14 protein-coding genes are annotated in these 14637 nt (G+C 61.3%); 6 read left to right on the top strand and 8 right to left on the bottom strand.

The window, feature by feature from the left end:
- Positions 1 to 14: 14 nt before the first annotated feature.
- Positions 15 to 1262 (bottom strand): lytic murein transglycosylase, encoded by a 1248-nt coding sequence (locus ACFOZ5_RS12950; RefSeq protein WP_379888122.1) that lies wholly within the window; start codon positions 1260 to 1262, stop codon positions 15 to 17.
- Positions 1263 to 1441: 179 nt separating this feature from the next.
- Here ACFOZ5_RS12950 and ACFOZ5_RS12945 point away from each other — a divergent pair, with 179 nt between their 5' ends.
- The gene (locus ACFOZ5_RS12945) at positions 1442 to 2269 is read left to right on the top strand and encodes a response regulator (protein ID WP_379887966.1); all 828 of its coding nucleotides are present in this window, start codon (positions 1442 to 1444) and stop codon (positions 2267 to 2269) included.
- Here the strand turns inward: ACFOZ5_RS12945 and phoR are convergent.
- From phoR to ACFOZ5_RS12920, 5 genes are all read right to left on the bottom strand, one after another.
- Positions 2240 to 3580: a phosphate regulon sensor histidine kinase PhoR gene (phoR, locus tag ACFOZ5_RS12940; protein WP_379887964.1), complete on the bottom strand. Its 1341-nt coding sequence runs from the start codon at positions 3578 to 3580 to the stop codon at positions 2240 to 2242. The two genes, ACFOZ5_RS12945 and phoR, sit on opposite strands and share 30 nt — an antisense overlap.
- A gap of 70 nt (positions 3581 to 3650) precedes the next feature.
- On the bottom strand, positions 3651 to 4340 hold the full coding sequence (phoB, locus tag ACFOZ5_RS12935) for a phosphate regulon transcriptional regulator PhoB (protein WP_379887961.1): 690 nt from the start codon (positions 4338 to 4340) through the stop codon (positions 3651 to 3653).
- A 137-nt stretch (positions 4341 to 4477) separates the two neighbouring features.
- Positions 4478 to 5365 carry a 4-hydroxybenzoate octaprenyltransferase gene (gene ubiA, locus ACFOZ5_RS12930; protein WP_379887959.1) on the bottom strand — a complete coding sequence of 296 codons (888 nt, stop codon included), beginning with the start codon at positions 5363 to 5365 and terminating at the stop codon, positions 4478 to 4480.
- A 71-nt stretch (positions 5366 to 5436) separates the two neighbouring features.
- Positions 5437 to 5985, bottom strand: a complete 549-nt coding sequence (locus tag ACFOZ5_RS12925) for a chorismate--pyruvate lyase family protein (RefSeq protein ID WP_379887957.1) — start codon at positions 5983 to 5985, stop codon at positions 5437 to 5439.
- Between the two features lie 7 nt (positions 5986 to 5992).
- Positions 5993 to 6550 (bottom strand): hypoxanthine-guanine phosphoribosyltransferase, encoded by a 558-nt coding sequence (locus ACFOZ5_RS12920; RefSeq protein WP_379887955.1) that lies wholly within the window; start codon positions 6548 to 6550, stop codon positions 5993 to 5995.
- 235 nt (positions 6551 to 6785) lie between these two features.
- On the opposite strand from ACFOZ5_RS12920, the gene ACFOZ5_RS12915 reads away from it, so the two are divergent.
- The 3 genes from ACFOZ5_RS12915 to ACFOZ5_RS12905 all read left to right on the top strand — a co-directional run bounded on the left by ACFOZ5_RS12915 (position 6786) and on the right by ACFOZ5_RS12905 (position 9153).
- A complete protein-coding gene (locus tag ACFOZ5_RS12915; RefSeq protein ID WP_379887953.1) occupies positions 6786 to 6953 on the top strand; it encodes a rubredoxin in 168 nt (55 codons plus the stop codon).
- Between the two features lie 10 nt (positions 6954 to 6963).
- On the top strand, positions 6964 to 8136 hold the full coding sequence (locus tag ACFOZ5_RS12910) for an FAD-dependent oxidoreductase (RefSeq protein WP_379887951.1): 1173 nt from the start codon (positions 6964 to 6966) through the stop codon (positions 8134 to 8136).
- A 147-nt stretch (positions 8137 to 8283) separates the two neighbouring features.
- Complete coding sequence (locus tag ACFOZ5_RS12905) at positions 8284 to 9153, top strand: acyl-CoA thioesterase (protein WP_379887949.1); 870 nt, start codon at positions 8284 to 8286, stop codon at positions 9151 to 9153.
- A 25-nt stretch (positions 9154 to 9178) separates the two neighbouring features.
- Here the strand turns inward: ACFOZ5_RS12905 and ACFOZ5_RS12900 are convergent, their stop codons facing one another.
- Positions 9179 to 11734 (bottom strand): EAL domain-containing protein, encoded by a 2556-nt coding sequence (locus ACFOZ5_RS12900; protein ID WP_379887947.1) that lies wholly within the window; start codon positions 11732 to 11734, stop codon positions 9179 to 9181.
- 203 nt (positions 11735 to 11937) lie between these two features.
- Entirely contained in the window at positions 11938 to 12387 is a 450-nt protein-coding gene (locus ACFOZ5_RS12895) for a flavodoxin domain-containing protein (protein WP_379887946.1), read from the bottom strand.
- Between the two features lie 174 nt (positions 12388 to 12561).
- Here ACFOZ5_RS12895 and ACFOZ5_RS12890 point away from each other — a divergent pair, with 174 nt between their 5' ends.
- Positions 12562 to 14124, top strand: coding sequence for an inorganic phosphate transporter (locus ACFOZ5_RS12890; RefSeq protein WP_379887944.1), 1563 nt, complete (start codon positions 12562 to 12564; stop codon positions 14122 to 14124).
- A 154-nt stretch (positions 14125 to 14278) separates the two neighbouring features.
- On the top strand, positions 14279 to 14545 hold the full coding sequence (locus tag ACFOZ5_RS12885; protein WP_379887942.1) for a hypothetical protein: 267 nt from the start codon (positions 14279 to 14281) through the stop codon (positions 14543 to 14545).
- Positions 14546 to 14637 lie beyond the last annotated feature (92 nt).

The following is a 14637-nucleotide window of genomic DNA, read 5'->3' as shown; positions in this document are numbered from 1 at the left end:
CGACTGCATGCCCGTCAGGATGCCGCCGGCTGTACGCCCAGGGCTTCCAGCAGTTCCGGTCCCGGGAATCCGTCGGCAACCAGACCCTCGTTGGCCTGGTAGCGGCGGATGGCGGAGCGGGTGTTGGGCCCCAGTATGCCGTCCGGGATGCCGGAGTCGTAGCCCCGGGCATTGAGGGCCGACTGCAGCTTGATGACATCGTTTCGAGACAGCGCCGGCGCATCCTCCGGTGGCGGATTCTTCAGGTCTCCACCACCGGCAATGCGGTCGGCCAGATGACCTACGGCAATGGCGTAGTATTCGGAGCGGTTCCATCCCATGATCACCCGGAAATTGTCGTAGGCCAGGAAAGCCGGACCCCGGTGTCCCGCCGGAACCACCAGCTTGGCGTCGATGGGTTCTTCCGCCAGCGGGTTACCATGAACGTCGGTGACGCCGAGCTGGTTCCATCGGGCCAGGCCAAGACGACCCTGGCCGGACAGTGAATAGTCGAAGTCTTCCGGCAGCAGCACTTCGCGGCCCCAGCGGTACTGCGGATCCCAGCCCATGCTCTGCAAAAAGCGCCCGGCCGACATCATGGCGTCGGGTACGCTGTTCCAGAGGTCCCTGCGACCGTCGTTGTCGGCGTCGGTGGCATGTCTGAGAAAAACGGACGGCATGAACTGCACATGGCCCATGGCCCCGGCCCAGGAGCCCTCCATACGTTCAGGCTCAATGGCGCCTTCATCGATGATCTTGAGGGCGGATACCAGTTCTCCGGAAAAGTAGGTGCCCCGGCGTTTGTCGCAGGCCAGGGTTGCCAGCGAGCTGGGTACGGGCATTTTTCCGAAATAGCTGCCATAGTTGGTTTCAAGGCCCCAGAACGATACCAGGTACGCGGGTGGGACGCCGGTTTCGCGGCTGACCCGGTCAAGCAGGTCTCGGTGCTGTTCCAGCATTTCGCGGCCTTTCTCGATTCGGGTTTCGCTGACCCGGCGGCCAAGGTAGTCGGCAAACGTGGTGGTGAATTCGGGCTGGCGGCGGTCCAGTTCGATCACCCGCGGCAGGAACTCGGCCCTGGCCAGTACCCGTCGGGCCGTGTCTCGGGAAACGCCCTCGGATACGGCCCGTTGTTCGATGTCTTTAAGGCACTGGTCGAAACTGGCCGGCTTCTGCGGCGGTTCGGGTTCGGTGGTCTCGCTGGTGTTGGCAAAAGCCGCCGATGACAGGCCCGCAGCGGCAAGCCCGCCGGTTAATAGCAGCGCCGCTATTGATGGGCGCATCGCCCCCGGGGAAAAATGGTATGACATCCAGTGTCGATAATTCAGGGTCTTGACCACGTAAACCTCTCTATCCTGTTGATCAGGGCCTATAGTAGCGTGTTTGGGATCGCGTTAAACAGTCCGTACGAGCACCATTTGCTGGATCGGGTGCCCGTAACGGCGAGTGTGGAGGCAGCACTATGGCAGTACTGAAGGCGCTGGTGGTTGATGACGCCAGTTTTGTCCGGGACCTGGTCAAGCGCACGCTGCGCCAGCGGTTCCCGGTGATTGAGATGACCGAGGCGCAGAATGGCCGGCGCGCCCAGTCACTGATGTCCCGCAACCGGTTCGACCTGATCCTGTGTGACTGGGAAATGCCGGAGATGTCGGGGCTGGAATTGCTGCAATGGGTGCGTGCCGACGAATACTACCGCAAGGTCCCCTTTATCATGATCACCAGTCGGGGCGATAAGAGCCACGTGGTGGAAGCGGTCCAGGAGGGGGTGTCCGAGTACCTGGGCAAGCCGTTCAGTCCGGAGGGGCTGAGCAAAAAGGTCATCAAGGTTATGGGGAAGACCCTGCAGCGGGCCATGGAGGAAGACGGGCGCCCCAGTCCGGCGGCAGACGCCTTCCGGCAATCTGCCGACCTGCTCACCGGTGGCAGCAAGCCGTCCGCCGAAGCCAGCGTTCCGGAACCGGCAGCGCCGGGTCGGGCCAGCCGAATGGTTACGGCGGCGATACGGTTCGCCGACAGCACGCTCAAATGCGTGATCAAGGATATTACGCTCTCGGAGGTGAGGGTGATCGCCAGGCGTGATCAGGCGTTTCCCGGCATCCTTGACCAGGCAGTGGTGGACATGGAGGTAGCGGATGGGCGGATGGCACGACTCAATGGTTACGTGCACCAGCTCCAGGCCGTGGACAAGCGTCAGGATACGGACTTTGTCAGCATGACGGTGCGTTTCGTGGACGACGATCCCAAAAAGCTCGAGGACCTGTCACACTTCATTGCTGGTTTCCGTCGATGACGGTTGTTCAGGTTCGGGTTCAGCCAGCCGCTGGCGGGGGAAGTGGCAGATAAACTCGCTGCCGTCGCCAATCTTACTGACAATTTCCAGCTCGCCTTCGTGGTTCAGCAGCACATGTTTGACGATGGCCAGCCCCAGCCCGGTGCCGCCGGTTTCCTTGTGCCGGCTGGGATCGGCCCGGTAGAAGCGTTCGGTGAGGCGGGGGATGTGAACCGGGTCGATACCGATGCCGGTGTCTTTCACCGACAGGTGGGCGCCCTCCCGATTGATGAACCAGTGGACAAAGATGCTGCCACCGGCCGGCGTGTATTTGACGGCGTTGAAGATCAGGTTGGAGAAAGCACTGCGTAGCTGGTCTTCATCACCCCGCAGATGATGACGGTCGCCGATGTCCAGGTGGAACTGGTGGCCGGATTCGCCACTGAGGGCCCTGGCATCCTGGCAGATCTGCTGACACAGGGCGCCGATGTCCACCGTCACCTCCGCTCCGTGATGTTCTCCGGTTTCCAGCTTCGACAGCAATAACAGGTCAGTGATCAGTGCCTCCATGCGGCTGGACTGCTGGGCCATGGTCTGGATGGCGCGCTTCCATTTGGCGGGCAGTTCGTCGGAGTAGTCCGCCATGGTTTCCAGGTAACCACTGATGACCGTGAGCGGCGTGCGCATTTCATGGGAAACGTTGCTGACGAAGTCACGGCGCATCTGCTCAAGCTGGAACAGGCGGGTGACATCCTTCACTACAATCAGACGGTCATCCTCACCAAACAGGCTGATCTGGATCTGCAGGTGCAGGTGGGGGCGGGCGGGGGACGTCAGTTCCAGGGGGTCGCGGTAGTCACGATTGTCGAAATACGCCTTGAAGGCCGGAGCCCTGAGCAGGTTCTGTATGGGCTGGCCGCGATCAGTCTGGCGCTGGAGGCCCAGCAGATAGTCGGCGGAACCGTTCCACCAGACCAGCACGCCATTGGCATCGGTCATTACCACGCCGTCGCGCATGGCGTTGGTGGATTCCTGCAGCCGGTTGAACTGGGCCAGCAGCCGGTCCTGGGTGGCGAGGTGGCCCTGGTGCAGCTTGTGCAGGCCATCAAAAATATCGCCCCAGAGACCGATGCTGGCCGGCGCCTCCTGTCCTGCGCCGGGATGGCTTAACCACTGGTAGAGCTTGCGGGCCTGGGCCAGGGTCCACGCCAGATAGAGCAGCAATCCGGCGAGCAGGCCTTCCATCGGGTATCCGAATATCGCCCCGACCCCGGTGGCCAGGGCCAGGATCACCAGGATCAGTCTCAGGTATCGGGACCACTTGTAATTCATCGAAATCTGACCTACTCCTGCGTATTCCCGGACGGGACTCTGGCCAGAACCGCCGGGTTACCCCCGGCCATCAGGCGGCCTTGGTGGAGAACCGGTAACCGGTGCCGCGCACGGTCTGGATCAGGTGATCATATTGGTCTCCAAGGGCTTTTCGCAAGCGACGGATGTGAACATCCACCGTGCGCTCTTCCACATACACGTTGCCGCCCCAAACCTGGTCCAGCAGTTGCGACCGCGTGTACACACGCTCCTGGTGGGTCATGAAGAACTGAAGCAGCCGATATTCCGTGGGGCCCATGCTGATGGCGCCCTCGGGGCCGGTGACCCGGTGGCCGACCGGATCCAGCGTCAGGCCGTCCACTTCAATCGGAGACTCAACGCCCGCCGGCGTGGTCCGGCGAAGCACTGCCTTGAGGCGGGCAACCAGTTCCCGGGGAGAGAAAGGTTTGGTGATGTAGTCATCCGCACCCACTTCCAGGCCCTGAATCTTGTTGTCTTCCTCCACCTTGGCGGTGAGCATGATGATGGGGATTTCCGCCGTGGTTTCCTCTTTCTTGAGGCGACGGGCCAGTTCAACGCCACTGGTGCCGGGCAGCATCCAGTCCAGCAGTATGAGGTCAGGCTGTCGGTCCACGATCAGGGCGTGGGCTTCGCGGGCGTCCGCTGCCTCCAGGTAGTTATAGTCAGCCATTTCCAGGGCAACGGCGATCATCTCGCGGATGGGCGCTTCATCGTCAACAATCAGAACGGTCTTGGACATTGCGCTTTTACCTGTAGTCCTTTGGTTATTGCTGCCTCATTACAACGGGGAACTGTTACAAGTTTATGACATGCGCCGCTTTATATCCGAAAAAGTACGGATTACCCGCGGGAGGCCGTTGTATTTGCGCGCACGGTTCAGAAGACCTTATCCAGGGCCAGGCCGGCAAAGACAACGAAACCTGCCCAGTTGTTATTCAGGAATGCCTCGAAGCAACCTTCCCTGCTGCGGTTACGGGCCAGGTACTGTTGCCAGCCGAACAGTGCTGCCATGGAGGCTATGCCCAGATACCAGAAGAACCCCAATTCCGCCTGGGTGCCGACCATGATCAGTGTCACCACGACCATTCCCTGAAGGCAGCCGATGATCACCCGGTCGGCATCACCAAACAGAATGGCGGTGGACTTGATGCCGATCTTGAGGTCGTCGTCCCGGTCCACCATGGCGTAGAGGGTGTCGTAGGCTACTGTCCACAGGACGTTGGCGGTGAACAGCAGCCAGGTCAGGCGGCTCAGTTCACCGGCCTCCGCCGCCCAGGCCATGGGGATGGCCCAGGAAAAGGCCGCTCCCAGGAACAGCTGGGGCAGGTGCGTGTAGCGCTTCATGAAAGGATAGATAAAGGCCAGCACCAGGCCGCCGAACGACAGGTAGAATGTCAGGGTGTTGGTAAACAGCACCACCAGCAGGAAGGAGGCCAGCACCAGTCCCAGGAACAGGGCAATGGCCTCCTTTGGCTGGATGCGTCCGGAGGTGAGAGGGCGGTCTTTGGTGCGTTTGACGTGCCGGTCCACCTTGCGGTCGGCAAAGTCATTGATGGCGCAACCCGCGGCCCGCATGAAGAAGACCCCAAGGGTGAAGACGATGATGTTGCCAATGGCAGGGTAGCTGGCGTCAGCGGCCAGCCACAGGGCCCACCAGGTGGGCCAGAGCAACAGCAGCGAGCCAATGGGGCGATTGATGCGCAACAGTTGCGCGTAGTCCTTCAGGCGGCTTCGCAGGCTGGGGGATAGCGTGGCCAGGGTCATCAGTGCTCCATCGGCTGGTGATCGGACGCCGGCAGTTTATCATTATCCGCCGGATCCGTAAGGACCGGTGGTCAGAGCGGCTGGGCCAGAAGCTCCGGCAGGAAGTACTCGCCCACAAGCAGGCTGTGGTCATGGCTGGTGAAGATGGAGCGCCGGGCGCAATGGGGCTCGTCGGGTCGGGCCTCACGGCACAGGCCGGCCTGCAAGGGTCCCCGGCTCCACTCCCGATGACTGAACAGCCACGCACCGAGCGGCACCCGCCCCAGGTGCCGAAGACGGCGGCCACGGCCGCTCAGGGTGTCCAGGGGAATGATGGTGCGGGCCAGCACCCAGGGCGCACCGTCGCCACAGAGCCGGACCTCCCGGACCCAGGCCCGTTGCCGGTGGGGGATGCCCAGGGTCAGGGCCTCGTCACGGGTGGGCAGGGAGAAACCCTCGTTGGCCACTTCCACGTGGAAGTGCTGTCGGCACCGCAGTTGCAGGTGGCGCGTCAGGGAGCCTTCCGCCTGTAACCAGAAGGCCGCCGTACCCTGCAGGCCAGGATGGTTCAGACGCGCCTGCCGGAAGGACCGGTACCAGCGCACCGCCGGAACTATGGAGCGTGCGTTACGGTTGCTCACCAGCGGTTCACAGTCCCTTGACTGCATAGATGCCCGGCGCGTTGCGCCAGTAGCCCTTGTAGTCCATGCCGAAGCCGAACAGGAAACGGTCTTCCACTTCCAGCCCGGTGAAGTCTGCCTTCAGCCCCGGTCGCGCCTTGCGGTCATGCAGCTTGTCCACCAGCACTGCCGTCAGTACCTGGCTGGCGCCATGAGCGAGGCAGTAGTCGGCGATAGCGGTCAGAGTGGTGCCCTCGTCGAGGATGTCGTCCACGATCAGCACGGTTCGCCCGTTCATGTCGGTGTCCGGGCGCAGCTTCCACTCGAGAATGCCGCCGGTGGTTTCCTGGCGATAGCGGGTGGCGTGAAGGTACTCGGCCTGCACGGGAAATTTGAGCCGGGGCAGCAACTGGCCGGTCAGGATCAGGCCGCCGTTCATGACGCAGAACAGCAGGGGGTTGCTGTCTTCCAGGGCGGTGGTGATCTCCCGCGCCATGGTATCGATGGCCTGGTAGACCTGGTGCTCGGGAACCAGGCAGTCGGCTTCCGCCATGACCTGCTTCAGCTCGTCGACGGGGTTGGTCATAGTCGTCGGGTCCTGTCGTAAAACGCGCAAGTATAGCGAAAATGAGGGCTGTAAGGGAGTATCGCTGCCTGTTGTTGGATACGCAAAAACAACCATGGTGGTTGACGGCAGGTTCCGTGGGTGGACCCGCATTACGGAATGGTCCTTTAGCGGTTCCGCCCGTATGCGTATTATGGGCTGAAAATTTCGTGGTGTGCCGTCAGGTCGCCAGTATGTTTCCTGCAGGAGGATAGGCGTGAAGAAATGGCAGTGCGTAGTATGTGGCTTTATTTATGATGAAGCCGAAGGCTGGCCGGAGGATGGCATCCCCCCGGGAACGGCGTGGGAGGACGTGCCGGAGGACTGGGAGTGCCCGGACTGCGGTGTTGGCAAGGAAGACTTCGAAATGATCGAGATCGGATGAGGAACGGGGCATGACAGACACCCAGAGTGATCAGGCCCCGGTGGTCATCATCGGCAGCGGGCTGTCCGGTTATTCTCTGGCCAGGGAACTGCGCAAACGCGACAGCGACCTGCCACTGATGATGATCACCTCCGATGATGGCGCCAGCTACTCCAAGCCCATGCTGTCGACCGGTTTCACCAAGGGCAAGACCGCCGATGAGCTGGCCCAGTCAGAGGCTGGTGCAATGGCGGAACAGCTCAACATGGACATACGGACCCACACCCTGGTCACGGGAATTGATCCGCAGACCCATGAGGTGCTGATCGGCAGCGAACGGCTGACCTACAGCAAGCTGGTGCTGGCCTGGGGTGCCGATGTTATCCGCCTGCCGGATGCGGTCAGTGGCTGCGGGCGGGTGTGCTCCATCAATGACCTGGAGGACTACCGCTATTTCCGGCGGATGGTGGAAGGCCGTCGTCGGTTCATCCTGCTGGGTGCCGGTCTGATCGGGTGCGAATACGCCAACGACCTTCGCAATGGTGGTTTTGATGTCACCGTGGTGGCACCGTCCACGCAGGTCATGCCCGGGCTACTGCCGGAGGCGGCCGCAGAGGCAGTGCAGAACGCCCTCGAGGCTGAGGGTGTTACCTTCCATCTGGGCGTGGCCGCCGAGGCGGTGTCTGAAGACGAGAGTGGTGCGCAGGTACATCTTGGTGACGGTGCTATGCTTCAGGGAGATCTGGTGATTTCCGCCGTGGGGTTGCGGCCCCGAACCAGTCTGGCGGCAGAAGCCGGGCTGGAGGTTGGCCATGGCATCCGCGTGGACCGGCTGCTGGCCACCAGCGCGGAGGACGTATACGCCCTGGGCGATTGCGCCGAAGTGGAAGGCCAGGTGCTGATGTACGTGATGCCGCTGATGGCAGCGGCGAGAGCCCTGGCGGCGACACTGACCGGTACGCCCACGCCGGTGAAGTGGGGCGCCATGCCGGTCATGGTCAAGACACCATGCTGCCCGACCGCCGCGTGTCCACCGGTTGAGAGTGACGATGGCCACTGGGACGTGCAGCGGGAAGGTAACAATGTACGGGCGCTTTACCGGAATGCTGCCGGGGACCTGTTGGGTTTCGCGGTAACCGGTGACTACGTGATCGAAAAGCAGGCCTTGGCGAAAGAGGTACCGCCGTTGCTCGCCAACGCCTGAGGCTCGTCTTGCGCTTCACAGCCGTATCGGGTAGAAATTACCGCTTCGTAAGCTAAGCAGTTGCTGCAGTACCAACCCCACTGACAGGTGCGGCAGCATTCCAGACGATCCGGCGTGTGGCCGGATCAGCGTTTTTCAGGAGCAGGCATGCAAGACATTACCAGAGCGCTGGTTGAACTGATGGATATCGCCCCTGCGGGTGATGATCACTTCCAGGGTCAGAGTGAAGACCTTGGCTTTCCCAACCTGTTTGGGGGTCATGTGCTGGGGCAGGCGCTAATGGCAAGCAGCCGCACCATTGAAGGCCGCATGCCCCATTCCATGCACGCCTATTTCCTGCGCCCCGGCAATGCCCGGGCACCCGTCGACTATGAGGTCCAGCGGGTCCGCGACGGTGGCACCTTTTCAGTCAGGCGGGTGATTGCCCGTCAGGATGGCAAGGAGATCCTCACCGGTTCGGTATCATTCCAGGTAGAGGAAGATGGCTTCGATCACCAGATGGACATGCCGGACGCACCGGCGCCGGAAACCCTGAAGTCCGAGCAGGAGCTCAACCAGCAACTGCTGGAAAAGGTGCCGGAGAAGTTCCACGACCAGCTGACCCGTGATCGTCCCATCGAAATTCGGCCGGTGGACCCGGTCAATCCCATGGCCCCGGAAATCAAGCCCCCGGGCAAGCAAAGCTGGTTCCGGGCCCAGGGCGAGCTACCGGACGACCGTATCCTGCATCGTTGCCTTCTGGCCTACGCCTCGGATTTCGCCTTCCTGGGCACGTCCCTGAACCCTCACGGGGTCACGTTCATGACCCCCAACATGCAGTCGGCCAGCCTGGACCACGCCATCTGGTTCCACCGGGACCTGCGCATGGACGACTGGCTGCTCTACGACAAGGACAGCCCCAGCGCCTTCGGCGGCCGTGGCTTCAATCGTGGCAATATCTATAGCCGCGACGGTGTCCTGGTGGCATCCACGGCCCAGGAAGCACTGATACGGCGTCGCAAGCCGAACAAACAGTAACCCTCGCCGTTACCAGGACAGCCTTCTAGCGTAGATTCAGGGGTACCGGGGGCTGGCTGTCCTGCGCGCGCAATTGCCCGATCAGGTCCGCCAGTGGCTGCGGCTTTGCCAGTACGTAGCCCTGGATCATGTCGCAATCCATTTCCCGCAGCAGTTCGATGGTTTCCTCGTCTTCCACGCCTTCCGCCACCACCTGGTACCCCAGGTTGTGGCACATGTCGATGGTGGTCTTCACGATGATGCGGTCGTCGGTGTGGGTCAGCAGGTCGGTGATCAGTGAGCGGTCGATTTTCACTTCGCAGGCCGGCAGTTGCTTGATATAGGACAGCGACGAATAGCCGGAACCGAAGTCGTCGATGGCCAGCGGGATGCCGGCATAGTCCAGGGAGCGCAGGGTGCGCATGGAGTTAGCCGGGTCCTGCATCATGGATGTTTCGGTGACTTCCAGAATCAGCCGTCCCCGGTGCCGGTGATGACTGGTCATCAGGCGCTGGACGAACAAGGGGAAGTCCCGCTCCCTCAGGTTGTTGGGGGAGATGTTTATGGACACGGTCAGGTCCAGGCCCGCTTCCAGCAGAACATTACGGGCTGCCAGGGCCTGTTCCATTACCCAACGGGTCAGCGGGCGAATCAGGCCGCTCTGCTCGGCCAGGGCGATCAGCTGGTCCGCATGCACAGCGGGCTGGCGGCCTGGCCAGCGGATTAGCGCTTCCACGCCGACAATCTCATTGCTCTTCAGGCAGCGCTTGGGCTGGTACCAGAGTGCCAGTTCATTGTTATGAAGCGCATGCCTGAGTTCAGAGACCAGGGTCAGGCGTTCCGGGCTGTAGGGATCCCGGGCCGGGTCGTAGTAGGCGAGCCCCTTTTCGGTGGCAATGGCCGATTCCTGGGCGACATAGGCCTGGCGGACGAGGGTGTTCAGGTCCTGGCCGTGGTCCGGGAACATGGCGACACCAATGCAGCTGTCCAGGGGCAGTTGCATGCCCAGGTAGTCAATGGGTTCGCGCAGCTGCTCCATGCTCTGGGCCATGCGTCGCGGGTTCCCGGAAGCGGTGCCGGCATCCATCAGGTAGGCGAAGGTGGCGGGCTCCAGTACCGCCAGGTTGTCATCGTCGCGGGGACCCACAGTCTTTACGCCGGGAAGTTCCACGGCAATCTGGTGCAAGCGCAGGGCAACCAGTTCCAGAAGCCTGTCTGAGTTGCGGTGGCCCAGGGTCTTGGTAATGGCGGCCAGGTTATTCAGCCTGAGCACACACACTGCCCAGCTTTTGCCGGGGGTCAGATTGAGGATTTCGCTGGCGTGCATCTCGAAACAGGTGCGGTTGGGCAGTTTGGTCAAAGGCTCCCTCATGGCCTGGTCCAGGGACCGCTGTTCCGCCCGGCGCTGGGCTGAGAGAGCAGCCAGTTCGGCTTCCCGCGAGCGGCTCCGGGATGCCCGTTCTCGATACAGGCGGTTGGCAAGGGCCGCAGTCAGTACCAGTGCCTGCACTGTGGAGCCCAGCTGCACGCCGTAAGTGGTAATGAAGCTGTTGGGCAGCAAGCCATACATGTTGGCACTGGTGAGCAGGCTGCCGATGGTCAGTGCTCCCCAGGACAGGGTGTAGATGCCGGCCTGAGGGTGCCCGCGCATCCACAGCGCGGGCCCGACAAGGGCCAGCACAATACCGGTGGGCAATGCGATGGATACCGACAGCCAGATGGACAGGTTGTAGTCGAAAATGGCGACGCCCACCAACGCAAACAGGTTGAGGTACGTCGCGGCCTGAATCGAGTGTCGGATCCACCCCCTGAGACGATTCAGTCCCAGCAGTGTTCGGGAAAACAGGAGGATCGACAGGGCGGCCAGGGGTATGGCAATCAGGATGCTGTAATTTTGCAGCGTCGGGCTTTCTGGCCAGAGTACCGGGTAGGTGATGCCTCGCAGCGACGCCAGCAGGAACAGAAAGCTGGCGGTGGTAAAAAGATAGTAGAGGTAGATCTTCTCCCGCAGCCCTGCAAATACCATCAGGGTGAACAGGATGATAGTGATCAGTATGCCGTAGTAAAGGGCGTGGAACTGGTCTTCGGTTGATAGCTGCACGAAGAGGGCGCGGGGTTCCCAGAGCTCCATGGGTACATGGTGGGCGCCCCGGGTCTGGATGCGCAGCAGGATGCCGTGCTCGGCTCCCGCTTTCCTTTCCACCGGCAACAGGAAATTGGAGTGTGGTAGTGGCCGCTGGGCGAAAGGGTATTGGTCGCCGGTCTGAATCATCGACCCCGGCCGGCCATTGGTCAGCGGCCAGAACCGGATGTTGTCCAGGTGGGGATAAGGTATCAGCAGGATAAGGCGGGTATCCCCTTCCGGCACGGGCATATGGTACCAGAAGACGTCCTCCTCATACCCGAAATTCGGCGTCTGGCCCGGCAGTGGCTGCCAGTCTTCCCGGGCGAGGGCCTGCTCCGGGGTGAAGCCGGATTCGCCAGGCATGCGAAGGTAATCAATCTGGCCCAGGCTTTCCTTTCCTGATGTGTCTGCCAGCACTGCGGGCGCAGCCAGGGACAGAATGGTCAGCAGGAGGGTCAGAACCGCCGTTCGAAGCACAGGAATCCTGTTGTTTTAGATACGGTTGTTTGATGTGAGTATCGTCACATATGACAGATTACTCAAGTGTCATGTTGGCACGGAATGTTTCCGGACAATGACAGTGTGTAACAGGACAGTGCACGAGCCAGCTATTGTACCGCCTGATGCAGGGCCCGGGCAGGTCAGTCGCAGCGACGGGACGTCGCTGCCGCGATCAGGGCTCAGGTAACCTGGCTTACCCATTCCCGTGCCCAGGGCAGCGCTTCCTCTTCCGGCTCCATGGTTTCCATGGCATCGATGCAAAGGGTGTCTCCGACCTTGCGAGCGGCTGCCTCGCAGAGTGCTTCCTCCATCAGCTCGCCGGCTCCGCAGAAGGTGTCGCCATAGGAGCTGTCACCCAGCACGATAACGCCAAAGGGTCGGCCGTCCTGCATGGGCAGTGTATCGCGCAATTCCACGTAGAACGGCAAAAGGTTCTCGGGGACCTCTCCCTGGCCGGTGGTAGAGGTGCAGACCAGCACCGGTCCGCTGGTCTCTGTGAGGCTGGCCAGTGTCGGTTTCTCATGGACGGTGATGGAAACCGCTTCGGAAGACAGCTCCTCTTTGAGCTTGCGGGCGGTCATCAGGGCACCACCGAAAACACTACCTACCAGAATCTGGATATGGGTCATCTTGCCGTTGCCTCCCGGCCGATTGCTCAAAGCCCGCTATGGTAGCGGCGAGGCTTCATGCTCACAACCGGACACTTAGGCTATACTCGCCACCGATGCATCGAGTCTGTATTTCAATTTCATGTCAGAAATTTTATAGTGCCGCCCACCAATCCGCTGCATGAGAAACCCGATATGGCGAAATCAACCGGTTTTATCGATCAGGTTCTGACCAGCCAGTCGACGGAACGTTACCGTATAGGCTTCAGTCTCATTTTTCTTGTGATCATCGCTCTGGTGGTTGGCCAGATCGCCGGTGATCTCCCCAGTAAATCCCTCCTGATCGGCGCCGCCGTAATCGCCGGGTACATGGCGATCAATATCGGGGCCAACGATGTGGCCAACAATGTCGGCCCGGCGGTAGGCTCCGGGGCCATTTCCCTGTTCGGTGCGGTCATGCTGGCGGCCGTATTCGAGGCTGCCGGGGCGATTATTGCCGGGGGTGATGTGGTGTCGACCATCAAGGGCGGCATTATCACCCCGGAGCGTCTGGACGACGTCAATTCCTTCGTGTGGCTGATGACAGCGGCGTTGCTGGCGGGAGCCTTGTGGCTGAATCTGGCCACCTGGATGGGCGCGCCGGTAAGTACCACCCACTCCATCGTGGGTGGTGTGCTCGGCGCTGGCATCGCGGCTGGCGGCTGGGGGATTGCTGACTGGTCGGTCATGGCCAAGATCGCCGCCAGCTGGGTGATCTCGCCGGCTCTTGGGGGGCTGATCGCTGCGCTGTTCCTCTATGCGATCAAGAAGACGATCCTTTATAAGGGTGATGTGGTGGCAAGCGCCCGCCGCTTTGTGCCCTGGCTGGTAGCAATTATGGCCTGGGCCTTCGGTACCTACCTGATGATCAAGGGCGTGAAGAAGATCATCCAGGTGGATTTCATGGGCGCCGCCCTTGTGGGCCTGGCGGTGGCCGCGGTGGTGTTCGTGCTGGTGCGGATTCGTGTCGGCCGGCGCGCAGCTACCATGGAAAACAACGCCGAAGGGGTCAACACCCTGTTTGTCTGGCCGCTGATCTTCGCTGCCGGTCTGCTCAGCTTTGCCCATGGCGCCAACGATGTGGCCAACGCTATCGGCCCGCTGGCGGCGATCAACGATGCCCTGGCCGCTTCCAGTATCGTCTCCGATGCCAGTATCCCCCTGTGGGTGATGATGGTGGGCGCTCTGGGTCTTTCCGTGGGTCTGCTGCTGTTCGGGCCCCGGGTGATCAAGGTGGTCGGTTCCGAGATCACCGAGCTCGACAAGACCCGGGCTTTCTGTGTGGCGCTGTCTGCGGCCCTGACGGTGATCCTGGCCTCACAGCTGGGCCTGCCGGTCAGCTCAACCCACATCGCGATTGGCGGTGTTTTCGGGGTGGGCTTCCTGCGGGAGTACCTCAAGCGCAGTTACGCCACCCAGATCCACTCGATCCTGGACAAGCATGATGATGCCGAGCGTGAGCGCCTGCAGCCGTTCCTGGATGATTTCCGTAATGCCAGTGTCGAAGAAATGGAGGCACTGCTGAAGGAAGCCCGCAAGCACAAGCAGGATATTCCCCTGTCCAAGAAGGAGCGCAAGCGGCTGAAAAAGATCTATCGGGAAGAGCTGGTCAAGCGTTCCCACCTGATCCGTATTGCCGCCGCCTGGGTAATTACGGTGCCGGTGTCAGCAGTGTTGGCGGCGATTCTCTATTTTACCATTCGTGGTCTGCTGATCTGATGCCATTCCCGGCCAGACAGAGACTTCTGGAGACCATGTCCGCCTGCCGCACGCGGGCATGGTCAACACTTCCCGACTAACAACTGGCTGTCCGGGTGGGGTATCCTGCATACTCATGGTGAGCCCCTTTCCCTGAACTGTTCCGGAGATTCCTATGAGTACAGCAAGTGAAAGCCGTCAGGCGAGGGTGATTGATGAGCTGCGGGTGTTCATCAAGAAGGTTCTGAGTGATCCCACGGTGGCGGTAAAATGTGTGGAAGTGGCCCGCAAGCACCGGGGCAAGCCGGATGCCCACCAGCTGATGGCGGATGAAATCAGTGCCTCGACCACGGTGCGCATTCCCGAGAACTGGAGTGAGGCGGACAAGATGTTCCTCGAGATTCTGGACGATGTGCTGGATGATGAGGAGGCGCTTTACTGATTTCGTTCAGGCGCGTTCTTTAGTCTGGGAGCATGGCCGGGTAGGCCAGGGTGGTTTTTCCGCCACAATTCAGGGGCCATCCCTGGCGCCCG

The organism is Marinobacter lacisalsi (assembly GCF_042651045.1).
GTDB lineage: Bacteria > Pseudomonadota > Gammaproteobacteria > Pseudomonadales > Oleiphilaceae > Marinobacter > Marinobacter lacisalsi.
Note: the sequence above shows the minus strand (reverse complement) of the source record. Positions and strands in the feature narration are given on the sequence as shown.